At 47.1% G+C, this 25,118-nt stretch carries 17 protein-coding genes and 1 pseudogene; 11 read left to right on the plus strand and 7 right to left on the minus strand.

The genetic code is table 11. The features are described 5' to 3' along the window. Window positions 1-13: 13 nt before the first annotated feature. From grpE to hrcA, 3 genes are all read right to left on the minus strand, one after another. A complete protein-coding gene (gene grpE, locus DXE27_RS01850) occupies window positions 14-565 on the minus strand; it encodes a nucleotide exchange factor GrpE (RefSeq protein WP_128112672.1) in 552 nt (183 codons plus the stop codon). Window positions 566-632: 67 nt separating this feature from the next. Then, window positions 633-1,727, minus strand: coding sequence for a ferrochelatase (gene hemH, locus DXE27_RS01855; protein WP_128112673.1), 1,095 nt, complete (start codon window positions 1,725-1,727; stop codon window positions 633-635). A 23-nt stretch (window positions 1,728-1,750) separates the two neighbouring features. Then, window positions 1,751-2,776: a heat-inducible transcriptional repressor HrcA gene (hrcA, locus tag DXE27_RS01860; RefSeq protein ID WP_128112674.1), complete on the minus strand. Its 1,026-nt coding sequence runs from the start codon at window positions 2,774-2,776 to the stop codon at window positions 1,751-1,753. A 37-nt stretch (window positions 2,777-2,813) separates the two neighbouring features. On the opposite strand from hrcA, the gene DXE27_RS01865 reads away from it, so the two are divergent. Together DXE27_RS01865 and recN are read left to right on the plus strand one after the other, a co-directional pair. Then, window positions 2,814-3,719, plus strand: a complete 906-nt coding sequence (locus DXE27_RS01865) for an NAD kinase (protein ID WP_128112675.1) — start codon at window positions 2,814-2,816, stop codon at window positions 3,717-3,719. 26 nt (window positions 3,720-3,745) lie between these two features. Continuing rightward, entirely contained in the window at window positions 3,746-5,416 is a 1,671-nt protein-coding gene (gene recN / locus DXE27_RS01870) for a DNA repair protein RecN (protein ID WP_128112676.1), read from the plus strand. Window positions 5,417-5,434: 18 nt separating this feature from the next. Here recN and glnE read toward each other — a convergent pair whose 3' ends face one another. Continuing rightward, window positions 5,435-8,251, minus strand: coding sequence for a bifunctional [glutamate--ammonia ligase]-adenylyl-L-tyrosine phosphorylase/[glutamate--ammonia-ligase] adenylyltransferase (gene glnE, locus DXE27_RS01875; RefSeq protein WP_128112677.1), 2,817 nt, complete (start codon window positions 8,249-8,251; stop codon window positions 5,435-5,437). 78 nt (window positions 8,252-8,329) lie between these two features. Between glnE and DXE27_RS01880 the strand changes: the two genes are divergently transcribed. The 4 genes from DXE27_RS01880 to DXE27_RS01895 are packed head-to-tail and all read left to right on the plus strand — an operon-like array spanning window position 8,330 to window position 15,984. After that, window positions 8,330-12,475 carry a YhdP family protein gene (locus DXE27_RS01880; RefSeq protein ID WP_128112678.1) on the plus strand — a complete coding sequence of 1,382 codons (4,146 nt, stop codon included), beginning with the start codon at window positions 8,330-8,332 and terminating at the stop codon, window positions 12,473-12,475. A gap of 9 nt (window positions 12,476-12,484) precedes the next feature. After that, the gene (locus tag DXE27_RS01885; RefSeq protein ID WP_128112679.1) at window positions 12,485-13,318 is read left to right on the plus strand and encodes a carbon-nitrogen hydrolase family protein; all 834 of its coding nucleotides are present in this window, start codon (window positions 12,485-12,487) and stop codon (window positions 13,316-13,318) included. A 20-nt stretch (window positions 13,319-13,338) separates the two neighbouring features. Then, a complete protein-coding gene (gene tldD / locus DXE27_RS01890; RefSeq protein ID WP_128112680.1) occupies window positions 13,339-14,829 on the plus strand; it encodes a metalloprotease TldD in 1,491 nt (496 codons plus the stop codon). Between the two features lie 30 nt (window positions 14,830-14,859). Beyond that, complete coding sequence (locus DXE27_RS01895) at window positions 14,860-15,984, plus strand: 3-deoxy-7-phosphoheptulonate synthase (RefSeq protein WP_128112681.1); 1,125 nt, start codon at window positions 14,860-14,862, stop codon at window positions 15,982-15,984. Window positions 15,985-16,030: 46 nt separating this feature from the next. Here the strand turns inward: DXE27_RS01895 and DXE27_RS01900 are convergent, their stop codons facing one another. Beyond that, entirely contained in the window at window positions 16,031-16,594 is a 564-nt protein-coding gene (locus tag DXE27_RS01900) for a cob(I)yrinic acid a,c-diamide adenosyltransferase (protein WP_128112682.1), read from the minus strand. Window positions 16,595-16,636: 42 nt separating this feature from the next. On the opposite strand from DXE27_RS01900, the pseudogene DXE27_RS01905 reads away from it, so the two are divergent. From DXE27_RS01905 to proC, 5 genes and pseudogenes are all read left to right on the plus strand, one after another. Beyond that, window positions 16,637-18,135: pseudogene (locus tag DXE27_RS01905) on the plus strand (FAD-linked oxidase C-terminal domain-containing protein). Then, window positions 18,135-19,280, plus strand: a complete 1,146-nt coding sequence (gene glcE / locus DXE27_RS01910) for a glycolate oxidase subunit GlcE (protein ID WP_128112683.1) — start codon at window positions 18,135-18,137, stop codon at window positions 19,278-19,280. The pseudogene DXE27_RS01905 and the gene glcE overlap by 1 nt, the downstream one beginning before the upstream one ends. Before the next feature lie 8 nt (window positions 19,281-19,288). Then, a complete protein-coding gene (gene glcF / locus DXE27_RS01915; protein ID WP_128112684.1) occupies window positions 19,289-20,566 on the plus strand; it encodes a glycolate oxidase subunit GlcF in 1,278 nt (425 codons plus the stop codon). Continuing rightward, window positions 20,563-21,288: a YggS family pyridoxal phosphate-dependent enzyme gene (locus tag DXE27_RS01920; RefSeq protein WP_128112685.1), complete on the plus strand. Its 726-nt coding sequence runs from the start codon at window positions 20,563-20,565 to the stop codon at window positions 21,286-21,288. The genes glcF and DXE27_RS01920 overlap by 4 nt, the downstream gene beginning before the upstream one ends. Next, a complete protein-coding gene (proC, locus tag DXE27_RS01925) occupies window positions 21,285-22,154 on the plus strand; it encodes a pyrroline-5-carboxylate reductase (RefSeq protein WP_128112686.1) in 870 nt (289 codons plus the stop codon). The genes DXE27_RS01920 and proC overlap by 4 nt, the downstream gene beginning before the upstream one ends. Here the strand turns inward: proC and ubiA are convergent. Together ubiA and recG are read right to left on the minus strand one after the other, a co-directional pair. Continuing rightward, window positions 22,151-23,014 carry a 4-hydroxybenzoate octaprenyltransferase gene (ubiA, locus tag DXE27_RS01930; RefSeq protein WP_128112687.1) on the minus strand — a complete coding sequence of 288 codons (864 nt, stop codon included), beginning with the start codon at window positions 23,012-23,014 and terminating at the stop codon, window positions 22,151-22,153. The two genes, proC and ubiA, sit on opposite strands and share 4 nt — an antisense overlap. Window positions 23,015-23,024: 10 nt before the next feature. Continuing rightward, window positions 23,025-25,097: an ATP-dependent DNA helicase RecG gene (gene recG / locus DXE27_RS01935; protein WP_128112688.1), complete on the minus strand. Its 2,073-nt coding sequence runs from the start codon at window positions 25,095-25,097 to the stop codon at window positions 23,025-23,027. Between the last annotated feature and the right edge of the window lie 21 nt (window positions 25,098-25,118).

The raw sequence follows: 25,118 nt of genomic DNA on the forward strand, positions 1-25,118 counted from the left end.
GTGGTTTTTGCGCTTATTTTGGGGCGCTGACCGTCACCAAAGCCGGTCTAAGGACCCTATCAGCCACGGTATAGCCACGCTGCAGGACTGAAACCACCGTATTAGCCTCTTGCTCAGATGGGACTGACGCAATGGCTTGATGATGGTGAGGGTCAAATTTATCTCCAACCGCAGGATTAATTTCGGTCATGCGACCTTTTTCAAAGGCGGACAGCAGCTGCTTCAAGGTGATCTCTAAACCCTCTTTGAAGGCCTTAGCATCACCAGCATCAGTGCTCAAAGCTGCATAGAGGCTATCCGTCACTGGCACTAAATGCTCAGCAAAGCTTTCAATTGCAAACTTGTGCGCCTTGGCAATGTCCTCAACCGCACGACGGCGAATATTTTCACCCTCTGCTTTGGCGCGCAAGAAGTTATCTTGCAACTCGCCAATCTTTTGATTCAGTTCCGCAATTTCTTGCTCTGGAGTCTTGACAGCAGATTCAGCAGATGCAGCCTCATTTGCTTGAGGCTCAGCAGCTGGATTTTCTTGCTCTGGAGTTGGATTTTGATTTTCTTGTGTCATGGACGCTATTTTACTTTTCTATAAAGATTGGCTATTACTTTTCAATATGGGGTTGATTATTTCAATTTCAAGTCTTTGTTTTTTCAGCCAACTCCGCTCTTTCATTGCGCTTAGCTAGCTCAGCCTCAAACTCCACGCCTAATGTCCAGCCCTGCAAATGATGATGAGCAATATCGCCCAGAGCCCCAATCCACTTGGGGTTGCTGTTCAAGCATGGGATATAACGATAGTTTTTTCCGCCATGCTCCAAGAAGATTTCGCGAGCCTCCATGGCGATTTCTTCCAGCGTTTCTAAGCAGTCAGCTGGAAATCCCGGGCAAAAAATATCGATGCGTTGACAACCCTCTTTTGCCAGCTTTTCAATGGTTGGTGCCGTATACGGCTTTAACCATTCAGCCTTACCAAAGCGTGATTGGAAAGTCACAATGTATTGGCCTGGCTCCAAACCTAAGGATTCACCAAGTAAGCGACCTGTTTTTAAACACTCACAATGGTAGGGGTCACCCTTCATCAAATTACGCTTTGGTAATCCGTGAAACGACATGACTAAGCGGTCACCCCTGGAAAAATCAGGGCGTCCATCTTTATCCCAACTACTTAAAACTTGATCACGCAATGCGGAAATATAAGCTGGGTTGTCGTGATAGTGCTTCACAAGACGCAACTCAGGCTGATCGCGCCAAGTACTCAAGACACGAAAGACTTCATCAAAGCTAGATGCCGTAGTGGTGGCCGAGTATTGTGGATACAAAGGCAATAGCAATAAACGCTCCATGCCCTGCGCCTTCAGCCCCTCTAAGACAGATTGCGTTGATGGCTCACCATAACGCATCGCCAAATCTACCAAAACAATATGGCCTTCATTAGCAAATTTTTCACCAAGCTCTTTTGCTTGTAAACGTGAGTAATGCATCAAAGGTGAGCCCAACTTAGGCAACCAAATTGACGCATATTTCTTTGCAGAGGCACCGCTACGAATTGGCAAAATAATGCCATTCAAAATGCACCACCAAATAATGCGCGGAATCTCTACGACACGAGGATCAGAAAGAAATTCTTTTAGATAGGCACGCACCGCTTTTGCTGTAGGCGCAGATGGCGTGCCTAGGTTCAATAACAAAACCGCAGTTCTAGATGCGCGTAGATGCGGATTCTGTTTCAAAGTGTTTATCTCGGTTGAATGGGTTATTTAAGTTTTGAGTAGGAACCCAGCGCTCCGGACAATAGTTTAGAGGTGATATCCACAGTAGGGATCACCCTGTCGTAAGCCATGCGGGTTGGCCCAATAACGCCGAGCGTTCCCACTATCTGCCCATCAACGCTATATGGGGCGCTGATCACAGCCAGATCTTCATAGGGCAGCAGATCGCTTTCGCCGCCAATAAATATTTGAATGCCGTCAGCATGGCTAGATACATCAAGTAGCTGCATGAGTACTGATTTTTGCTCCAACATATCAAACATCTTGCGCAACTTGTCTAGGTTAGAGCTTAAATCGCCAACATTCAGTAAGCGACGTTCGCCAGAGAGAACCATATCGCCGCCGCTCATGTCGTAGTCAGCAACACCGCTTTGTAAAGCCAAAGCCATCAACCCAGAAATATCAGCGCGCAAATTATCTAAATCGGATTTCAAATGCAAGCGGACCTGATCAAAACTTTTTCCAGCAAATTGGGTATTAATAAAGTTACCAGCCTCAATGAGTTGACTCGGCGTGTAATCTTGGGTCGTAGGCAAAATGCGGTTCTGCACGTCGCCCTCTGGGGTGACCATAATCAATAGGATCTTGCCTTCACCTAAGCGTAAGAACTCAATATGTTTAAACACTTGAGCACGCTTGGGCGTCATCACTACCCCTGCAAAATGCGTCAAATTCGACAAAATCTGAGCGGCCGATGTAAGCACCCGCTGCGGGGAGTCCGGCAAAAGCCCCCTTTCAACCTCTCTAGCAGCGATTTCTTCTAGGGGGCGCACCGTCACCATCGTATCCACAAATAAACGATAGCCTCGAGGCGTTGGAATGCGGCCGGCGGAGGTATGGGGGCTGGTCACTAAGCCCATCTCCTCTAAATCGGCCATGACATTGCGGATAGTGGCCGCAGAGAGGTCTAATCCCGAGAATCTCGAGAGCGTACGGGAGCCAATAGGTTGACCCTCCTCGATATAGCGCTCGATGAGGGTTTTTAGTAAGGCGCGGGAACGTTTATCCATGGTGGAAGGGATTTTATGCCTATGGTCTAATCGTCATATGTTAAGCCCATCCCCAAATTCCTCCAAGAAGGCCTTTAGCCGGGTGGCGCTCGTCGGCAAATTTCAGGCTGACGGCATCGAAGAGCACCTCAAAGACCTGGCTAAATTGCTCTCTGACTTAGGCTGCGAGGCCTTTATTGAGTTCGATACAGCGACCCACCTCGCTCTTGCTGGTTACCCCACCAAAACTGCGAAAGACTTTGCTGGAGTAATTGACCTGGTGGTGGTTCTAGGTGGCGATGGCACCATGCTTGGCATTGCCAGGCAGCTTGCAGGCAGCAATGTCCCGCTAGTAGGAATCAATATGGGGCGCCTGGGATATATGACGGATATTCCCATTCAATCTGTTCACACCACCTTACCTAAAATCATTGCAGGTGACTACGAAGCCGATACCCGTACCCTGCTAGATGCGGTGGTTATTCGTAATAGCAAAGAAATTAATCGCGCCCTAGCGCTGAATGATGTAGTTGTAAATCGTTCTGGAATTTCCGGCATGGTTGAGCTGGCAGTGCACGTTAATGGTTCCTTTATGTACAACCAACGCTCTGATGGCCTAATCGTATCGACCCCAACTGGCTCGACTGCTTATGCACTCTCTGCTGGTGGCCCCATTTTGCATCCTCATGTAGCTGGCATTTTATTGGCGCCGATTGCGCCACACTCACTGTCTAACCGCCCGATTGTTCTGCCGCAAGATAGCGTTACCGTAATTGAGGTGGTTGATGGACGCGAGGTGATTGTGAATTTTGATATGCAGTCTCAAACGAATTTACAAAGCGGTGACAAGATTGAAGTGCGTCAATCTAATAAAACGATTGCCCTGCTCCATCCTAGCAACCACAGCGACTACAAAACCTTGCGCGAAAAGCTGCATTGGAATGAATATCCATCGACATTCTGATGTCGAGCTTCTTGCTACGCTAATACATGCTTCAAACTATCTCACTTCGTGACTTTGTCATTGTTGATCAGCTTGAATTAGATTTTTCTTCAGGCTTTACAGTGCTGACTGGTGAAACCGGTGCCGGTAAATCTATTTTGCTAGATGCACTTGGTTTGGTGCTTGGCGAGCGCGCTGATAGCAGCCAAATTCGTGAGGGCAGTAACCGCGCAGAAATCTCCGCCCTTTTTCGCATTGATACCGAACAAGTTAAAGCATTTAGCCAATGGCTTGATGAGCAGGGATTTCCGCTAGAGGATGATGGTCAGAGCTTATTACTCAAAAGAACTGTAGAGGGCAATGGCCGCAGCCGTGCTTTTATTAATGGCAGTGTCGCAACGCTAGTCCAGCTCAGAGAGGCTGGCGACCAATTGGTCGATATTCACGGACAACACGCACACCAGCTTCTATTAAAAGGTGGCGCCCAACGTGAACTACTGGATCGACATGCTGGATTGTTGCCACTAGGCTTGGAAGTGACGCAGGCATTTAAAACGGTTGCCGATTCTCGCCGTCGCTTAGAGCAAGCAGAAAATGCAGGTCAAGACATTGAGCGTGAACGTGAGCGTCTAGAGTGGCAGCTTGAAGAGCTTAATGAGCTCTCACCACAAGAAGGTGAATGGGCAAGCATTCAAAGTGAACATGCAAGGCTAGCAAACGGCGCCAAACTTATTGGTGACTGCCAAGAAGCAATCGAGATTTTGAGTGATGCAGATAACTCCCTCAAATCCAACCTAACCAAAGTATCGGGCAATGTCAGCGCATTGGCTGAGCATGATCCAGCACTTGCTGATATCAGCCAAGCCTTGGAGTCAGCCAGCATACAGTTAGATGAAGCCATTCACGGCCTTAATCGCTACCTACAAAAACTAGATCTAGATCCTGCCAGACTGGCAGAAGTTGAAGAGCGTATGCAAGCACTTCATGGCGCCGCCAGAAAATATCGCACCGAAGTTGACGAGTTGCCAAAACTTCTCACAGAAACAACAGAGCGATTGGAAGCATTAACAGCCTCTCAAAATATTGATGCCCTGCGCGAAAAGGTCAAGCTAGAAGAGGCTGCTTATCTCAAGCTAGCCAAACAACTTTCGCAAAAGCGTGGCAAGGCTGCATCCGAGCTGGGCAAACTTGTAACGGATGCGATGCAGGACTTATCAATGGCTGATGGTCGCCTAGAAATTGCGCTTACTCCATTGAATGAAGGTGGCTCTCATGGTCTCGAACAAATTGAATTCTTAGTTGCTGGTCACGCTGGCAGCACACCGCGCCCACTTGCCAAAGTGGCATCTGGCGGTGAACTAGCCAGGATTAGCTTGGCGATTAGCGTCATCACCAGCAAAGCCTCATTCACGCCAACCCTGATATTTGATGAGGTAGATGCAGGCATTGGTGGTGCAGTTGCTGAAACTGTTGGCAAGCTCTTGCACCAGTTGGGCCAATCTCATCAAATCTTATGCGTTACCCATTTGCCACAGGTAGCCGCCCAAGGCAATCATCACCTCAAGGTGAGTAAGTCACAAAATGCTGAAAAGACTGTTTCACAAGTACAAATTCTTAGCAGAGCTGAACGAGTGGAGGAAGTGGCGCGCATGCTTGGTGGCGCCACTATTACCGACACAACGCGTCGCCATGCTCGTGAACTACTTGAGCAGAACTAACTAGAACTCCACGCAATATCAAATCGTAACGTCTGAAGGTGCTTTAAATATCTCTAACCGGAGTGCTTGAACTGCATCTCTTGCCTGAATGAGCTCAGGCTCATCATCCAGACTCACCCGAGTCTTATCAGCCCCATCCAATCGCAAGCGATGCTGACGAGATCTCAATAAGCGATAGGCGTCACCAACGACTTTGGCCGCTTGCCCAGAAACTAATCCAACCTCACTGGCAATCTGCAGCAAGGCAATATTTCCCAAGTTCCCAATCAGACGAGGGTGTTGATGCGCGAAGGCCAACACTAAAAATTGCACAATGAATTCAATATCCACCATGCCACCGGCATCATGCTTCAAATCAAACTCACCGCCCCCGTTAGGATGGCCTGCATGTACCTTACGACGCATCTCTAAAATCTCTTCGCGAAGATGGTCAACATCTCGCTTTTGACTTAACACCCCTGAGCGCACGGCGTCAAAGAACACGCCCACCTCGGGATCACCTGCAGAAAAACGGGCACGCGTTAATGCCTGGTGCTCCCATACCCAAGCAGCATTGTCGCCTTCACGCATTTGGTACTTCTTAAAAGCCTCTGCGTTGGTTACTAAAAATCCAGCAGATCCATTGGGACGTAAACGGGTATCAATCTCAAACAAACTACCGGTAGAAGTAAACGCTGTCAGCCAATTAATCATCCGCTTCGCAAGCAAGGCATAAATTTCTTGGGCAGCATAATCAGCCTCATCCGCTTGATATAAAAATACCAAGTCCAAATCAGAGGCATAACCCAACTCTTTGCCACCCAACTTTCCATAAGAAATAATCGCAAATGGAGGGCGCACATCTTGCGCAAGTCCAAACTTTTGGGCTACTCCAGGCCAAACACGTTCGTAAGTTGTCTGCAAAATCAGATCTGCCAACGTAGATAGATGATCACTCACTCTTTCCACTGGAAGTGGTTTTGTCACGCCAATACCCAAGTCCGTTAACAAAGTAATAAACGTCTCGTTATGGTGTGTAACACGCAATATATCCATTGCCTGCTCAGATCCATCACCCTCAGCCATGACATCATCTAGGCGCAGATTTAAATGGGCTCTCACCTCAGACCAATACCTCTCGGGCTCCTCGATCAGAGCCCTCTCTGTTTGTGCATTGAGCAGGTAGTCTAATAAATGGGGGTGGCGAGTTAAATACTGAGCGCCCCATTGCGAAGCCCTGAGTAAGTCCAAAATATTAGAAAGCGCTTTGGGGTATTCCACCAAGATCGAAAGATAGGCGCTTCGTCTTGCAATCGCCTCAAGGAGATCAAAAAAGCGTAATAGCGCCTGATCTGCATACGCCCCAGTAGCGCCATCAGACTGCAAGACTTCAGCAGCCTTGCGCATCAAATTATCAAAAATCAGGCGACTCATTTCAGGCAACAACTTTTGCTTAGGACTCTCCGCCCATGCCAACCAACGAGATGAGGGCTCAGGGAAAAGATGTTGATCAGGAACCCAATCTAGCGCCAAAGGCCCTAACTCAAGACGCGCACTATCGCCCAATAAAAATGCTTTTTCAAAAAGAGTGGCGACATTATTTTGATGTCGATCCAAATTAGCCATAAATATGGCTGAATCTTCATTCGAATCTTGCATGGCATCTGCCAGACGAGAACGCGTCACCTCATCATCGGGAAGATAGTGAGTCTGCTGGTCATCCCATACCTGAATACGATGTTCTAAGCGCCTCAGAAAAATATAAGCAGCTTGCAATGCCTCTACATCATTAGCAGGCAATATGCCGCATTGGCGCACAAGATTTAAAACCTCTAGAGTGGGTCGAATTCTAAAGCGAGGGTCTGTTCCGCCGCGCATCAACTGAAACATCTGCGCTAAAAACTCTATCTCCCGAATGCCGCCACGCCCCAATTTGATATCTCTTGAGCGGCCTTGGTGACCCGACGACCTCTTCTCCGCCTCACTCTGAATCTGTGCATGCAAATCTCTGATGGAGGCAATCACGCCATAGTCCAAATGTCTACGATAAACAAAGGGGCGAATGAGTTGATCTAACTCTTTTTGGCAATGCGCAAAATCTAGCGTACCCGGTAAAGGCGCTATTAACCGCCCCTTGATCCAAGCATAGCGCTCCCATTCCCTACCCTGAACCAGTAGGTACTCCTCCAACATATCCAAACTGCAAACGAGTAAGCCCGAATCTCCGTTAGGTCGCAGACGCATATCCACTCGAAATACAAATCCATTAGTATCATGTTCGGCAAGCAACTTAATTAAGCGCTTGCCCATACGAGCAAACCACTCATGATTCGATAAGCTCTTCGGACCCCCAGTAGTCTCACCCTCATGCTCGTATAAAAAAATTAAATCAATGTCAGAGGAGAGGTTTAGCTCTAACCCCCCTAACTTGCCCATGCCAACCACCATCAAAGGCATTTCTGATTGAGTTGAATTGCTCCAGGGCACCCCAAAACGCCCTTTTAAATCCTGGCGAATATAAGCAATTGAGGCGGAAATTGCGAGCTCGGCAAAGTGACTTAAGGCATGAGTCACTTCTTGCAAATCAGCCATACCATTGAGATCTCGAAATGCCACCCAAAGCATCAAACGCTGTCTTGCCAGACGCAAGTTAGACATCCACAAGGCTTCGTCCTGCGCGGAGCCATTGAAGCCGATATCGCATTCCTGAAGCAATTGCTCTATACCAAGAAATTCGACCTTCTTTTGGCCCTGGATTCGCAACCACCCTAACCACTCGGGCTTGGCATTTAACCAGCGGCGCGCATAGGTGGAGTTCTGCTCTAAAAATGCAATTTGTCGGGAAAATTCATCCATTCCTCCATCTTAATCCGACCCAGAAAACCCCTTAGAGAAGATTGGCGATCGGACATGGGCTGACGGATAATAGAGCCCATGCTGCAAAAGATCATTCCGCCCCGCCTCAAGAGCGTATTTGCTAAGCGTCCTCAAGGCTCCGGTGGGCCTTGGCGTAAACGCGCTCTCGTATTGGCTGTTTTTACGGCAGCTCTTCTTGTGCTGGGCCACCTCACTGTGCGCTTTGTTATATGGCCACAAGTTGAAAAATCAAAAGCGTCAATTGAAAAACTCACTGGCGCTCGCATTGGTGTCAACGTATCAATAGATAATTTGCGAGTATCTTGGACGGGCATCAGACCAGATTTTGAAATCGAGGGCTTACGCTTTAATGGCAAGGGAAAAGCAGATCCGACCCTTCAAGTGCAAAAAATTAGCGGGGAACTGAGCTGGAACTCTTTCTATCATTTGGCTCCTCACTTTCATGAGCTCTACCTCGAAGGGGCTCAAATTTATGCACAGAGAAATCAAAAAGGAATTATCAGCATTGCTGGGATTACTACCGATAGCAACTCAAATAATTACAGTTTTGAAAATTGGCTTTTTTCTCAAAACAATATTGACATTAAAAACGTCAAAATAATTTGGGATGATCAGCTGAATAAAAAATCGATTTCCGATATCAATATTCAAACACTATCCTTAAGCAATGGCATTCGTAGGCACATTGGAAAACTCCAAACAACAACACCATGGACTAGCGGTCCACTAAATCTTGAGGTGAACTTTATCCCGTATCTTGGCGGCCAAGCGGGCGATTGGCATGATTGGATTGGCACAGTCTCTTGGAATTTGACAGACCTTAATTTAGATCGGCTTGCCAAGGAATTTGCATTACCCCTTAATGCTCTTGAGGGAAAACTCAGTACAAATGGAAAAATAAAAATTGATAATGGCAAGCCCGATGGTGGCGAGGCCTTCATTGCCGCTGACAACCTCATTATTCAACTCTCCAAAGGTGAAGATGCTATCGCCTTAGGAAGACTAGAAACAAGCCTCAGCCAAGAAGCTGATGGCGGTCTTATCTCTGTCACCACCAAAAATTTTGCTTGGCGTGATATTGATAGCCCTAAAACTGCTCCACTAGAAAGTCTAAGTCCCATGACTTTCCGTTGGCGCCCTCCTGCTGCCGATGGAGAAATTAAAGAATTTGGTTTTTCATCTCCAAAAATTTCTGTGGATGACATAGCGCTATTTGCACTAAATTTACCTCTATCTAAAAAAGTGCATGGGTGGATTAAGGCTTCAAAAGCAGAGGGTGAGTTACAGAATTTAGATATCAGCTGGTCAGAGAGTAAATCCCCTTTATCAGCCCTCAACATTCCCGGTGGCTGGTTCAAATCAAACAAGATTGACTTTTCAATTAGCGCAAAGCTGATTGATCTCAGCTTTGTTGGCATTAATAAATCAATGCCAACCGTATCCAATCTATCTGGCTTTCTAACAGCAAACCAGAATCAAGGCAGCTTTTCAGTCAACTCCAACAACCTTGACTTAGAAGTCAACGGACTGTTAGCAGACCCCAAAATTCAACTGGATCAGGCCAATGGTCAAATCAACTGGTCAAAAAGCAAGGGTAATTGGGTCATCAGCACTAAGAAGCTTTCTCTAAGCAATCCTGAGATCACTACGAACCTGAGCATTAACTACATTATTGGCGGACCTAAAGATCCTGACTCGATGAATCTGGATATGGATTTTTCTAACGCGAAACTTGTTAGTGCATATCGCTACCTACCGGTTAGCATGGATAAGGATACTCAAACCTATTTAAGCAAAGCATTTGCTGGCGGAGTTATTCAAAATGGCAGCCTGCACATAAAAGGAGATCCAAATGCGATCCCGTTTCCAAAAGGGGTTGATGGCGAGTTTTCTCTAAAGCTTCCAATTGTTGGGGCAACCTTTAGCCCCGCCCCTAGCTCACCTGGCAGCCAAGTTGCCTGGCCTGCATTCACCAATGTGAATGGTGTCATTGCGATGCAGAACTCAAACTTTACCGTTGATATTTCCAAGGCCAACTACAAGCAAGTTGCACTCAATCAATTCCACGCAGAAATTCCAAACGTAAGCGCAAAGCAATTAGTTCTCTCTGTTAATGGCAACGCACAAGGTGAGGCTCCACAGATGCTGGACTACTTGCTCTCCTCCCCGGTAGGTAAAAAACAAGTCAAGTTAGAAAAAAACTTGCAAATTTCAGGTCCGGCCAATCTTGTTCTTGGTCTAAAGGTTCCGCTCTCAGGCAGCGGCAATACCAATACCGACATCCAACTAGACTTCCCAGGCAATAAGGTGCAGCGGTCAGATCTACCTCCGTTTGAGAATCTCAAAGGGAAAATTCGCATTACTGAAGTCAATCCAGAGTTTGAAGATGTCACAGCCAATTTCCTTGGCGGCTCAATCAAGATCACAAGCAACCCAACATCCCAGGGTAACCAAAGCTTCAGCATTTCAGGCGATATTGCCGCAAACTTCATTAGGAATTATTTTTCTAATAACGCCAGCCAGCAATCAATCGCCCTATTGCAAGCAATGAATGGCTCCTCAAAATACGAAGGCACTATTTACTTCAACAAAGGTGGCAGTGAAACACTGCTTAAAATAGATCTTCGCGACTGGGCCAGCAGCGCGCCCGCCCCGCTCAAAAAAGCCGCTGGCTCGCCAATGCTCGGCCAAATCACGGTTCGAACAAGTACTAGCTCAGACTTAAGCACTGGTGCTGGCCGAATTTCTTGGAATGGGAAGATTGGCGATCAATACTTTGTGCAAGGCGAATTGGGTAAAGATGATGAAATTCGTCAGGCAATTGGTATTGGAGCGCCAGCAAACCTACCGCAGCAAGGCATTCAATTGTACATAGCGAGTAGCGAGCTAAATTTAGATGCCTGGCAAGATTTTTTAGGAAATCAGAATAAAAATATCGCCGCACCAAAGAGCGGCAAATTAAATTCAGGCAACATTCAGATCTCAGGGCAAGTCAAAAAGCTTGGGTTATTTGACCGCACTTGGCCAGACTTCACTTTAAGTGCAAGTAATAAAAACAATGCCTGGCAGATCAAAATGAGCTCCCCAGCAATCGCTGGAAATCTTCAGTACCAAGAACCCAGCAACGCGGATTCAAGCGGCTTAATCAGCGGCCGCCTTGCACACTTAAAGATTCCCGATGCGATCGCAAGCCCCATTAATACAAAAAAACCAAGCCCCAAAAAAACTTCGGGAAGCGGCAAGGTAGAGCCAGGCAGCATCCCAAGTTTAGATATCAGCATTGATGATTTTTTATGGGGCAAAGCACAACTTGGTCAAATTAAGCTGAAATCCAAAACCAGCGGCAATTTACTCAAGATTGAGTCGTTGCAAATTAGTAACCCGCAGGGTAGCTCAGTTTTTTCAGGGCAATGGCGAGGCGCCACCCAAACTGACGCTGAGCAAACCGAACTGAACGCCAATTTAGATGTGAAAGATGCGGGGCAAATCATTGCGCACTGGAGCAGCCAAAAATCAGTAGAGGGCGGCCAAGGTCAGGTAGGTGTCAATGCACAGTGGGAAGGATCACCTTTTGCACCTAAGTATGAAACACTTTCAGGTAAGGCGAATTTAAACCTGACAAAGGGACGTCTATTAGAAGTTAATTCAAGTGGCGCAAAACTGTTAGATGTTCTTAGTCTACAAAGTTTATTTCGATTTGCCACCCTTGATCTCAAAGGAAGCCTTGGAAATATTGTTACCAAAGGAACTCCTTTTAATTCCATTGATGCCAACTTTGACATTAGCGCTGGTCTAGCGCAAACAAAACAATTCAACGTGGTTCTAGATCAGGCGCGCGTTGCCATGACTGGGCAGATCAATATTCCCAAGCAAACACAGGACTTACGTGTCACTATTTTCCCTACGATTGATGCTACCGCAGGATCATTGGCTGCATTTGCAATTAATCCAATCGTCGGTCTTGGGGCTTTGGTAGGCCAGTACCTCATCACCAACCAAATTAACCGCAACTTACAATCAGATTATTTAGTGCAGGGCTCATGGGAAAATCCAGAGGTCATTCCTTTAGATCAAAAGGGACAGCCAATTGACTCCAAAACATTAGAGAATATTCGCAGCAAAGATTTACTGAAAGAGCAGGTCAAGCCCGGCTCGAACCCTCCGCCCACCCCCGCGCAAAACCGCCCAGCCAATCCAGGTTAATAGATCGCCATGAGTACACCAGAACACTGCACAGAACTCAAAGTCGCCTCTATTCAGATGGTATCGACTCCTGATTTGAAAGAAAATTTATCGGCAGCCAGTCGACTCATTAAAGCTGCTGCCAACGATGGCGCGCAAGTCATTGCACTTCCAGAATATTTCTGTCTCATGGGCCTTAAAGATACGGACAAAGTTCAAGCACGCGAAAATTTTGGGAGCGGGCCCATTCAAGAGCAACTTGCCGCTTCTGCCAAAGAAAATGGCATTCATCTCATTGCTGGCACCATTCCCCTTAAAGCTAAAGATGAGAACAAGGTCTTAAATACCACTCTCGCATTTGATCCCCAGGGCAAGACTATTGGCCGGTACGACAAAATTCATTTGTTTGGCTTTCAAACTCAAACTGAGCGCTACCAAGAATCTGAAACCATTGAGCCCGGAGAAATTCCTAGCCTCTTGAGAATTTCAGTTAATCAAGAGGTATGGTCCTTTGGTCTTAGTATTTGCTACGACCTGCGTTTTCCAGAGCTTTATCGCTCTTTAGGCCAAGTTGACTGTCACGTTATTCCTGCTGCCTTTACTTATACAACCGGCAAAGATCATTGGGAAATTCTCTTGCGCGCAAGAGCGATTGAAAATCAATGCTACGTCTTGGCTTCAGCTCAGGGTGGCACACATCAAAACCAACGTCGCACTTGGGGTCAAAGTATGTTGATAGACCCCTGGGGCACAATATTGGCTCAACTTGCAGAAGGCGAAGGCTTTATTTCTGGGGTTTTGTGCAAAGAAAAATTAAACGAGGTACGCTCTAAGTTACCCGCTCTTGCACACCGCAAGCTTTAACGAAAGATCACCTGAATCAGATGAATGCACCAGAAGCACTATTTCCAGCTAGCTGGACTAAAGCTAAAAATCAAGCAGACCTCATCAAACTAGCGAAGTCAATCTTGCTTGAGCCAACAGGGCTATCAGAGCAAGATCTACACCATACATTTGGCAATATGTTTACCCATCGCCTCGATGATGCGGACCTCTATTTCCAACACACCCGCAGCGAAAGCTGGAGTCTTGAAGAAGGCATTGTGAAATCCGGTAGCTTTAATATCGATCGAGGTGTTGGTGTCAGGGCAATTTATGGCGACAAAACTGCTTTTGCCTATTCAGATGAAATTAATTTAGAAACCTTAAATAAAGCAGCAAAAGCTACCCGAGTGATTGGGCCTGAAGGCGGTAAACAAGCTGTTGCAAGCAAACTCTTTAACCCAGTATCCAATAAGCTTTACTCTGATCTCAACCCCTTGGATTCCTTGCAGCCTAAGGAAAAAATTGCTTTACTAGAAAGTATTGAGCGCCGTGCAAAAGCGCGTGATCCGCGCATCATTCAAGTGATGACCAGTCTAGCTGGTGAGTTTGATGTTGTCCTTGTAGTAAGGGCAGATGGCCTCCTAGCGGCCGACGTGCGTCCACTGGTGCGGGTTTCTGTTCATGTGATTGCGGAACAAAATGGTCGTCGCGAATCTGGCTCATCTGGTGGGGGCGCGCGTCACGACTATCTCTACTTTGATGCCGATCTCATCAATCGTTATGTTGATGAGGCAGTAGATGGCGCTCTAGTAAATCTAGAATCACGCCCCGCCCCTGCTGGACCAATGACTGTAGTCATGGGTCCAGGTTGGCCCGGTGTTCTTTTACATGAAGCAGTTGGCCACGGTTTAGAAGGCGATTTTAATCGCAAAGGTTCTTCGGCTTTTGCTGGTCGCATTGGTCAACGCGTTGCCGCCAAAGATGTAACCGTTGTCGATGATGGAACACTTTCTGGGCGCAGAGGATCCTTAAACATTGATGACGAAGGTACTCCTACTCAGTGCACAACCTTAATTGAAGATGGCATTTTGAAAGGTTATATTCAAGATAGCCTTAACGCTCGCCTGATGAATATGCCCCTTACGGGAAATGGACGACGCGAAAGTTTTGCGTCCCTCCCGATGCCACGCATGACCAATACCTACATGCTTGCCGGCAAAGATGATCCCCAAGAAATTGTGACCAGCATTAAGCGAGGCCTCTATGCAGTGAATTTCGGCGGTGGTCAGGTAGATATCACAAGTGGCAAATTTGTTTTTTCTGCCTCCGAGGCTTATTGGGTTGAAAACGGCAAAATTCAATACCCCGTTAAAGGCGCCACCATTATCGGTAGCGGTCCTGAGTCCTTAAAGCAGGTCTCCATGATTGGAAACGACCTCAAGCTAGATGGCGGCGTAGGGGTTTGCGGCAAAGAAGGGCAAAGCGTTCCTGTCGGGGTTGGGCAGCCCACCCTGAGGATTGATAGCCTGACCGTGGGCGGTACTGCCTGAGATTGCCAAATTACGGCTTAAAATAGCCGTATGAGCCAACAAAATACAAATCCAGCTAATTGGTACTCCGCAGTCGACAAGACTTCGGATACCGACGATCAACGCATTCACAACATCTCTGTTCTGCCTCCGCCAGAGCATTTGATTCGTTTCTTTCCAATTTCTGGAACACCAACTGAAGCGTTGATTAGCAAAACTCGTCAAAAGATTCGCGACATTATTCATGGCAAAGATGATCGTTTACTCGTCATCATCGGACCATGCTCTATTCACGATCCAAAAGCAGCACTTGAATACTGCCAACGTCTTTTGGCTGAGCGCGAGCGTTTTTCCGGTGAATTAGAAATTGTGATGCGCGTGTATTTTGAAAAACCGCGCACCACTGTTGGCTGGAAAGGGTTGATTAATGACCCATACCTCGACGAAAGCTATCGCATCGAAGAAGGACTCCGTCTTGCGCGTCAAGTATTGATGGAAATTAATCGCTTAGGCATGCCAGCTGGTAGCGAATTCTTAGACGTAATTTCTCCACAATATATTGCTGACCTGATTTCATGGGGCGCAATTGGTGCACGCACCACTGAGAGTCAAGTGCATCGCGAACTGGCTTCTGGATTATCTGCACCAATCGGATTTAAGAATGGCACTGATGGCAACATCAAAATTGCTACTGACGCTATTCAAGCCGCAGGTCATCCGCACCACTTCTTATCTGTTCATAAGAACGGTCAAGTATCGGTTGTGGAAACCAAAGGAAATAAAGATTGCCACGTGATTTTACGTGGTGGCAAAGAGCCTAACTATGAAGTAAAGTTTGTGCAGGCTGCTTGCGCAGAGCTAGAAGCAGCAAAGCTTCCAGCCAGTTTGATGGTTGATCTGTCACATGCCAATTCAAGCAAAGAACATGAGCGTCAAATCATTGTTGCTGATGATGTCGCACAACAAATTGAATCTGGATCTCATCAGATTTTTGGCGTAATGGTTGAGAGCCACCTGAATGACGGCGCTCAAAAATTCACGCCAGGCAAAGATGATCCAAGCAAACTAGAGTATGGCCGCAGCATTACCGATGCGTGTATTAATTGGGATGACTCAGTACAAGTTTTAGAACGTCTTGCTAACGCAGTTAAGAATCGTAGAAGCAAGAAAAAATAATCTAGCCGTCCTTGCTAAGTAGTATAGCTAAAAGAGACTAATTTATTTAGTCTCTTTTTTCGTGCTTCCAAAGCACGTCAGAGCCACCTGCCGCACGATTAAGAATGCGCGCAATAACAAAGAGTAGATCGGATAAGCGATTGACATATTGACGGGGAGAATCGTACAAAGGCTCTTCCCACCCCAAACGGACAATTGAACGCTCCGCTCTTCGACAAACGGTGCGACAGACATGCGCTTGTGCAGCGGCACGAGTACCACCAGGCAAAATGAATTCTGTCAAAGGTGGTAACTGCTGGTTATATTTTTCTAGCCAAACATCGAGCTGGGCAACATGCTCAGGATTGAGTAGTTTGTAGTTAGGAATACAAAGCTCACCGCCCAAATCAAATAAGTCATGCTGGACCTGCAGGAAAAGCTCACGCATTTCAGTAGAAACACCCTCTGGGATGTCTTCAGTCATCAAAACGCCGATTTCAGAGTTCAACTCATCGACATCCCCCATGGCGCAGATCCGCAGATGGTCTTTCTCAACGCGACTTCCATCGCCCAAGCCGGTCATTCCTGCATCACCTGTTCTGGTGGCGATTTTTGATAGTCGATTTCCCATAAGCTTAATTATAGGTAAATGGCTAAAATGATTCTTATGAATATGGTGACCCCACCCCCCGATTTAGCCGCTATTAGCGCCCTTCAGTCCAAACTGGTGAAGGCATTGCGTCCAATCCTTCCGGAACATGCCCTTTTATGGCAACCGGAAGACACTATTATTCCCTACGAATGCGATGGTTTAGCGGCTTATAGACGTATGCCTCTAGCAGTAGCACTTCCGGAAACAGAAGAGCAAGTCGCCCAAATTTTGAAGATTTGCTACGCGATGCAAATTCCAGTGGTTCCCCGTGGATCTGGAACTGGCCTGTCCGGCGGCGCAATGCCTCTTTCTCAAGGCTTGGTGCTTTCATTAGCCAAGCTTAAAAAAATTATCAGTATTGATCCATTTACTCGCACAGCAGTGGTCCAGCCTGGCGTTCGCAATCTTGCGATCTCAGAAGCGGTGGCACATCTTGGTCTGTACTACGCGCCAGATCCTTCATCACAAATTGCTTGCTCGATAGGCGGTAACGTTAATGAAAACTCTGGCGGCGTGCATTGCCTTAAGTACGGACTTACTCTCCACAATGTTTTACGCGTCCGCGGAATACTGATGAACGGTGAGATTGTGGAATTTGGTGGTTTAGCACCAGATGCCCCCGGTCTTGATTTGCTGGCAATCATGATGGGTAGTGAAGGCATGCTCGCAGTAGTTACTGAAGTCACCGTGAAATTAGTTGCTAAACCAAAATTAGCGCGCGTGATTATGGCCAGCTTTGATGGCATTGAAAAAGGCGGTAATGCTGTTGCCGCCATCATTGCTGCCGGCATCATCCCTGCTGGTTTGGAGATGATGGATAAGGCTACTACCCGCGCCGTAGAAGAGTTTGTACGCGCAGGATATGACCTCGATGCTGTAGCAATTTTACTCTGCGAATCTGATGGCACCCCAGAAGAAGTTGCTGAAGAAATCGAACGCATGACCAAGGTGCTCGAAGAAGCTGGTGCCAGCGGCATCCAAATCTCTAAAGATGAGAGTGAGCGCCTAAAGTTTTGGAGTGGCCGCAAGAACGCCTTCCCTGCCGCCGGTCGCTTAGCGCCTGACTACTACTGCATGGACGGCACTATTCCTCGCCGCCATATTGCCACCCTACCCTACTCAAACGCATTCAGGGCATGGAAGAGAAATATGGCCTTGGTTGTTTGAATGTTTTTCATGCTGGTGATGGCAATATGCATCCGCTCATTCTATTTAACGGCGCTGACCAAGAAGAATGGCATCGTGCTGAAGAATTCGGTACAGAAATTTTGGAGGCCTGTGTAGAGCTTGGCGGCACTATCACCGGTGAGCATGGCGTTGGCATTGAAAAAATTAATTCGATGTGCGCCCAATTTGGCGAAGGTGAGCGTGAATCTTTCTGGGGCGTGAAGAGCGCTTTTGATCCGGAGAAGTTACTGAACCCAGATAAAGCCATTCCAACATTGAATCGCTGCGCCGAGTACGGTCGCATGAGAATTAGTGGTGGCCAATTGCCTCACCCAGAATTGGAGCGCTTCTAATGACAATCTCCAATCCGCAGATCAATGCATTCCGCGAGCAAATTCTAAATGCAGCCAAGAATAAGGCTTCGCTCTCAATTGAAGGTGGCGGTACAAAGTCTTGGTATGGGAATGCCAATAGCCATGAGAAGCTCGATACACGCCCTTACTCAGGAATCCTGGAATACCAACCGGAAGAACTGGTGATCACAGCATGTGCAGGTACTCCGTTAAAGGAAATTGAAGCGGCACTGAAAGAAAAAAATCAGGTACTCGCTTTTGAGCCGCCTCATTTTGGTGAGAACGCAACATTTGGTGGCGCCATTGCTGCTGGCTTAGCGGGTCCAGGGCGCATTACGGTTGGCAATTTCCGTGACTTCGTATTGGGCGCTCGCATTCTGGATGGTAAAGGTCAAGACCTTTCATTTGGCGGCAAGGTCATGAAGAACGTAGCTGGGTATGATGTTTCGCGCCTGATTCCCGGATCCTTGGGAACTCTGGCACTTTTATTGGAAGCCTCAGTCAAGGTGCTGCCAAAGCCTGCCGCTACAGTTACATTACGTTGCAAGATTTCCCAAGAAAAAGCTCTGCAAGCATTAAATCAGTGGGCTGGCCAACCCCTACCTTTATCAGCTAGCTGCTGGATTGGCTCAGGTAAGGACCAAGATGGAGAGCTCACTTTCCGTCTCGCAGGCGCAGCTGCTGCAGTTAAGGCAGCAATTCCTTTGATGAGTTCTTTGCTAAATGCTACGGAACTCAACGCAGAAGTTGCTGAAAATTTCTGGAATGAATTACGCGAACAAAAAATCGCTGCATTTAATAATCTTGGCACCGATCAAACTCTCTACCGCTTGGCATTGCCTGCGGCGTGTGGACCCATTGCGATTGCCGGCGCCGATGATGAAATTGTTTTGGAGTGGCACGGCCAACAACGCTGGATTAAAGCGCCTGGTGATGAAGCTACCTTTAATACACTCAAAGCATTAGCAAACTCTCATGGTGGACATGCGACTCGCTTTAGACAGGGCGAAAACGTTGACCCTGCTTATCAGCGTTTTACATTGCTATCAGAACAATCTCATTCCAAAGCCCTCGAGGCAGTACAAGAACGCCTAAGATCAGCCTTTGATCCTGCTGGTGTATTTGCTACTAAACGTCTTCCATAAGTATTTCTATGCAAACTCAACTCGCCCCTCAATTTGCCAACACACCGGAAGGTATCGAGGCAGCCCGCATTCTGGGTAAATGCGTTCACTGCGGTTTCTGTACTGCAACCTGCCCTACCTATCAGCTGCTTGGAGACGAATTAGATGGTCCACGCGGACGTATCTATCTGATCAAGCAGATTGCGGAAGGTCAGGCGCCTACCGAAAAGACTCGCCTGCATTTAGACCGCTGCTTAACCTGCCGTAATTGCGAGAGCACTTGCCCTAGCGGCGTGCAATACGGCAATCTAGTGGACATTGGCCGTAAATGGGCGGAAGAAAATACGCCTGCACATCCAATGGCACAACGTCTAACTCGTTGGGCCTTAAAAGAAGGCTCAACAACACCAGCTTTATTCAATGCAGCCATGACCTTGGGTCGATTGGTGCGCCCGTTAATGCCTAGCGGAATCAAACGCAAAATTCCATTGGCGGTAAATAAAGCATTGGCTAGCAGCACTGATGCCTATGCAAGGCCGACTGCAATTCATCAGCGCAAAATGGTTTTGCTTGAAGGTTGCGTTCAACCTGGAATGCTGCCGAACATCAATTCAGCAACTGCCCGCGTACTGAATGCTTTAAAGATTCAATTAATTAGCGCGCCGAGCGCTACTTGTTGTGGAGCACTGCGCTATCACCTCAATGATCAAGCTGGAGGCATAGATAATGCCAAGCAAAATATTGATGCCTGGTGGCCTCTAGTTGAAGGTGGTATTGAAGCTATTGTGATGACAGCCTCTGGATGCGGCGTCATGGTGAAGGACTATGGCCATTTATTTGCTAATGATCCTGCTTACGCAAATAAGGCCAAAAAAATCTCTGAGTTAACCAAAGATATTTCTGAAATTCTTCCAGCCCTCGAAAATGAACTCGTACAGTTGATTGGCACAGATCCAAAACCAGGCGTGGTGTATCACCCACCTTGCACTTTGCAGCATGGGCAACAAATTCGCGGAAAGGTAGAGGGTTTACTTTCTAGCATTGGGGTTGGTGTACGTTTATGCGCAGACAGTCATCTTTGCTGCGGTTCTGCCGGCATCTATTCAGTTACTCAGTCAGAGCTATCCGAGCAGCTCCGCAGAAATAAACTGACTCACTTAAATGCAGCCTGCGAGGAATCTGGGGTGGAGGTCATTGTCTCCGGAAACATTGGCTGCATCACCCATCTTCAGCAAGATGACACCCCAGTGGTGCATTGGATCGAAATCGTAGATCAATTGATCAGAAACTCTTCTAAGGCATTATGAATTCAATTGTTGTAAACCTAATACAAGTTAGGGAACGCATTGAGCTTGCTGCTTTAACAGCAAAGCGAGAGCCTAAAGAAATTGAACTCTTGGCTGTTAGCAAAACTTTTCCTGCTTCAGCAGTAGAAGAAGCAATGCATGCAGGTCAATCGGCTTTTGGCGAAAACTATGTCCAAGAAGCAGGCGAAAAGATTGAAAAGCTTGCCAAATTACGCCCTTGGTTGGTATGGCATTTTATCGGCCCATTACAAAGCAATAAAACGAGAGAAGTAGCAGAGCACTTCGATTGGGTGCACAGTGTGGATAGACTCAAGATTGCCGAGCGCTTATCTGCCCAGCGCGGTGAATTTCCAGACTTACCCCCCTTGCAAGTTTGCGTGCAAATGAATGTCAGCGATGAAGATACTAAAAGCGGGGTTTTCCTGTCGGAAGTAGAAGATCTTTGTAATGCCATTACCTCTTTACCAAACCTGGTTCTCAGAGGCTTAATGGCTATTCCAGCACCGAACCCAGACCCCATACAGCAACGGCAGACTTTTGCAGTTGTACAAGATTGCTTTAGGAAAATTCAAAACGCACATGCCACTGAACTGGGATACCAATTCTTTGACACCCTTTCGATGGGTATGTCGGATGATTTAGAGGCTGCCATTGCCGAAGGAAGCACCATGGTTCGCATTGGTACAGCCATTTTTGGGAAGCGCGATAAGATTAGCAAATGAGCACAAATAAATCTGCACAAAATAATAGCAACGCCCACATTACCTTTATTGGTGGCGGCAATATGGGACGCGCCCTCATTAGCGGTTTGCTTGCAAATGGGTTTGAGTCTAACCAAATTTCTGTTGTAGAAGCCAACGCCCCTACAGCCCTAAAACTTTACGAAGATTTTGGAGTGCAAGGCATTGGCGCTTTAGAGCAAATCGCTTTTGACTTCTCTAAAAATGATGTTGTTGTGATGGCAATAAAACCACAAGACTTCAATGTCGTTGCCAAAGGATTAGCCTCAAAACTAAAACATGCCAGCGCGCCCGGCCCACTAATTCTGAGTATCGCCGCTGGTATTCGTCTCAAAGATATGAGTCGTTGGTTAGACCATACACGTTGTGTTCGCGCCATGCCAAATACCCCCGCTTTAATTGGCAAAGGAATTACAGGTTTATTTGCAGACGCTGCCGTTGATGAATCTGACCGCGCCTTGGCTGAAACTATTTGCGATGCAGTGGGACAAGCAATATGGGTTTCAGAAGAAAAACTAATGGATGCTGTGACCGCTGTTTCTGGTAGCGGCCCCGCTTATGTCTTTGCCTTCTTGGAAGCCATGCAATCTGCCGGAGAGAAGCTTGGACTTGATGCCCAGACTGCACGCAAACTAGCGTATGCAACCCTAGAAGGCGCCACACAGCTAGCCCATAACTCTGATGAGCATGCAGGCGTTCTACGAGAAAGAGTGACCTCTAAGGGTGGCACAGCAGCAGCAGCTTTGGATGTGATGAAGCAGCAAGGTTGGCATGAGATTTTGGAGAAAGCGATTGATGCGGCTAATCAACACGGTAAAGCCATGGGTGACGAGCTCGGAAAGAGCTAATTCAGACTTAAACCCAAAACAATTCCAAGAAACAAAAAACCGCCTAACCAGTTATTGTGGCGAAAAGCCTTGAAGCAATCTTCTCTATTGCGAGTAGATACCAGTTTTAAGTGATAGATTGCGCAAGCCAATGCCGCAAACCAGCCGACTAGAAAATAATTACTGAGATTAGCTAATTGCGCCACCCATAGCTGGCTCAGAAAATGCATCCCGTAGCTGATTGCGATTGCAATTACATCAAACTCACCAAAAGTGATAGCAGAGGTTCTGAGCCCCAAACGCAAGTCATCATCTCGATCGACCATTGCGTAAGCAGTGTCGTAGGCGATCGCCCAAAATATATTGCCAATAAATAAGAACCAAGCCTCTAAGGGAATGAAATCCAGAATTGCCGCATAGGCCATAGGAATACCAAAGCCGAAGGCAATTCCTAAAATGGCTTGAGGCATTGCAAAGAAACGTTTGGTAAAGGGGTAAACAAAAGCAACCAATAGAGCAAGTACTGACAATTGCTTTGTAAATGGATTTAGGGGTTGAATCAAGAGAAAGGCAATCAATGCTAATGCGCTAGCTACTGCAACAGCTTCTTTGCCAGAGATTTTCCCGCTAGTAACTGGGCGGCCTTGCGTTCTCTTTACATGACGATCAAAGTCGCGGTCCGCATAGTCGTTCATCGCACAACCAGCGCTACGCATAAGGAACGTGCCCGCCACAAAGATAGCCAAGATGGATAAGTCAGGTACACCGCTGCTTGCCAACCAAAGAGCCCAGAGAGTGGGCCACAACAGCAATAAGGTCCCAATAGGCTTATCCAGCCTGATTAAATATTCATAGGAAATTAAACGCTCTTGTAAATTCATATAGAAATTATCAAGCCTTTAGAAATTCTGCGCGAGATCCAAGCCAATGCTCTAAATGGCGCTCAACCAAATCGCCATGATCTAGGAGTAAACGATCCGCCGCCTGCTGAGCCAACTCAATTAACCAGGCATCCCGCTGCAAATCCACAAAGCGCAACATGGCATCACCGGACTGCTTTGCACCCAAAAGCTCTCCTGAACCACGAAGCGAGAGATCACGCTCAGCAATCACAAACCCATCCGATGTCTCGCGCAATGTTTGTAAGCGCTCCTTAGCCGCCATAGAAAGTGGCTCGGCGTACATCAAAATACAAACAGAATCCGCAGAGCCCCTGCCCACGCGCCCACGCAATTGATGAATCTGAGCGTAACCAAAACGCTCAGCATGCTCAATAACCATCAGCGCGGCATTAGGGACATCAACACCAACCTCAATAACCGTAGTGGCAACTAAGAGTTGAATCTCATTCGCTTTGAAAGCAGCCATTACCGCCGCCTTTTCATCAGCCTTTAATCTACCGTGCACTAAACCCACTGTAAAACCAGGTAGGGCTTGTGTAAGCTGCTCAAAACTTTCTTCTGCCGTTTGAAGTTGCAGCACTTCAGACTCTTCAATTAAGGGGCAAACCCAATATGCCTGCAATCCCTTAGATAGCCAGCTTTGTAAACCCCCAATGACTTCATCGCGGCGACTCGCTTTCACTACTTTAGTTGCAATTGGCTTGCGGCCAGGAGGCAATTCATCGATTACTGAAACATCCAAGTCGGCGTAATAAGTCATCGCCAAGGTACGTGGAATAGGCGTAGCTGACATCATCAACTGGTGACAATAAAATAATTCAGATCCAACACGTTGCTGAATTTCCAAACGCTGCCTCACCCCAAAGCGATGCTGCTCATCAATAACCGCTAGACCCAATTTTGCAAACCTGACGTTCTCCTGAATTAAGGCATGCGTACCAACAATTAATTGCGCCTGCCCATTCTCAATCATCTCTTGTGCAAGTCTTTTTTCTTTAGCCTTCAAACTTCCTGATAACCAGGCAATTTGAACTCCTAGAGGCTCGAACCATTCCTTCATTTTGAGGTAATGCTGTTCTGCCAAGATTTCAGTAGGGGCCATGATGGCAGCTTGATAGCCTTGGTCCATCACCCTGGCGGCAGCCAAGGCGGCCACCACTGTCTTACCACTACCGACATCGCCCTGAAGCAGGCGATTCATGGGAAAAGACTTGGAAAGATCATTGCTAATTTCCGACCAAACACGCTCTTGTACGTTTGTTAATTTAAACGGCAAAACTTTTAGCAGCCCCTCTTCAAAACTTTGCTTCTTTTCTTTTTCTTCTTTTGTAAAACTTGGAGCATGTCGCTCACGACGAATCGCATGCGCGCGTTTCAAAGAAATTTGTTGGGCCAACAGTTCTTCAAATTGCACTCGACGCCATGCCAGGTGAGTACGTTCTAGTAATGATTGAGTATTTACGTCTGCTGGCGGTTGATGCAAATAAGTAATTGCTGCCTGTAAATTTGGCCAATCATTGCTAGGCAACAACTCTGCCATCAGTTTTTTAGGCAAAAATTCCGCCAAGCTATCTTGCAGACTTGGGTCTCGCAAGGCTTGCGTAACCGCTTTACGAATAATGGTTTGCGAGACTCCGACACTCGCTGGATAGACTGGAGTCAAACTAGCGGGTAATGGAGCATCTGGCGCTACCGCTCGAACCGTAGGATGAACCATTTCTGGACCCTGAAAACCCTCTCGCACATCTCCGCGTACCCGCACATGGACGCCGACCGCCATTTGCTTTTGTTGGCTCGGATAAAAATTCAGAAAGCGTAGATTTAAGGTTTCTGTCTCATCTTCGATAGTGACGACCATTTGTCGCCTGGGCCGAAATAAGACCTGATTACGGATAACCACACCTTGAGTCTGCGCTGAGGCAAACCTACCCCGGGCAATAGCCTCCTCGATGGTAAGAAGCTCAGTCTCATCCTCATAGCGAGAAGGTAAATGCAAAGCAAGGGCCATTGGGCTGTCTAAACCCATCTTTTGGAGTGTGCCTGGCGCTTGTTTAGTAGTCATCGTTAAAATCTAATACCTGAT

Source organism: Polynucleobacter necessarius (genome assembly GCF_900096755.1).
Classification (GTDB): Bacteria; Pseudomonadota; Gammaproteobacteria; order Burkholderiales; family Burkholderiaceae; genus Polynucleobacter; species Polynucleobacter necessarius_K.

What these genes read in the sequence shown, in the direction of transcription:
- tldD (WP_128112680.1), top strand. Translation starts at nt 13,339, where the DNA reads ATGAATGCACCAGAAGCACTATTTCCAGCTAGCTGGACTAAAGCTAAA.
- grpE (WP_128112672.1), bottom strand. Translation starts at nt 565, where the DNA reads ATGACACAAGAAAATCAAAATCCAACTCCAGAGCAAGAAAATCCAGCT.
- DXE27_RS01900 (WP_128112682.1), bottom strand. Translation starts at nt 16,594, where the DNA reads ATGGGAAATCGACTATCAAAAATCGCCACCAGAACAGGTGATGCAGGA.
- ubiA (WP_128112687.1), bottom strand. Translation starts at nt 23,014, where the DNA reads ATGAATTTACAAGAGCGTTTAATTTCCTATGAATATTTAATCAGGCTG.
- recN (WP_128112676.1), top strand. Translation starts at nt 3,746, where the DNA reads ATGCTTCAAACTATCTCACTTCGTGACTTTGTCATTGTTGATCAGCTT.
- DXE27_RS01865 (WP_128112675.1), top strand. Translation starts at nt 2,814, where the DNA reads ATGTTAAGCCCATCCCCAAATTCCTCCAAGAAGGCCTTTAGCCGGGTG.
- hrcA (WP_128112674.1), bottom strand. Translation starts at nt 2,776, where the DNA reads ATGGATAAACGTTCCCGCGCCTTACTAAAAACCCTCATCGAGCGCTAT.
- DXE27_RS01920 (WP_128112685.1), top strand. Translation starts at nt 20,563, where the DNA reads ATGAATTCAATTGTTGTAAACCTAATACAAGTTAGGGAACGCATTGAG.
- glnE (WP_128112677.1), bottom strand. Translation starts at nt 8,251, where the DNA reads ATGGATGAATTTTCCCGACAAATTGCATTTTTAGAGCAGAACTCCACC.
- DXE27_RS01895 (WP_128112681.1), top strand. Translation starts at nt 14,860, where the DNA reads ATGAGCCAACAAAATACAAATCCAGCTAATTGGTACTCCGCAGTCGAC.
- glcF (WP_128112684.1), top strand. Translation starts at nt 19,289, where the DNA reads ATGCAAACTCAACTCGCCCCTCAATTTGCCAACACACCGGAAGGTATC.
- glcE (WP_128112683.1), top strand. Translation starts at nt 18,135, where the DNA reads ATGACAATCTCCAATCCGCAGATCAATGCATTCCGCGAGCAAATTCTA.
- DXE27_RS01880 (WP_128112678.1), top strand. Translation starts at nt 8,330, where the DNA reads ATGCTGCAAAAGATCATTCCGCCCCGCCTCAAGAGCGTATTTGCTAAG.
- recG (WP_128112688.1), bottom strand. Translation starts at nt 25,097, where the DNA reads ATGACTACTAAACAAGCGCCAGGCACACTCCAAAAGATGGGTTTAGAC.
- DXE27_RS01885 (WP_128112679.1), top strand. Translation starts at nt 12,485, where the DNA reads ATGAGTACACCAGAACACTGCACAGAACTCAAAGTCGCCTCTATTCAG.
- proC (WP_128112686.1), top strand. Translation starts at nt 21,285, where the DNA reads ATGAGCACAAATAAATCTGCACAAAATAATAGCAACGCCCACATTACC.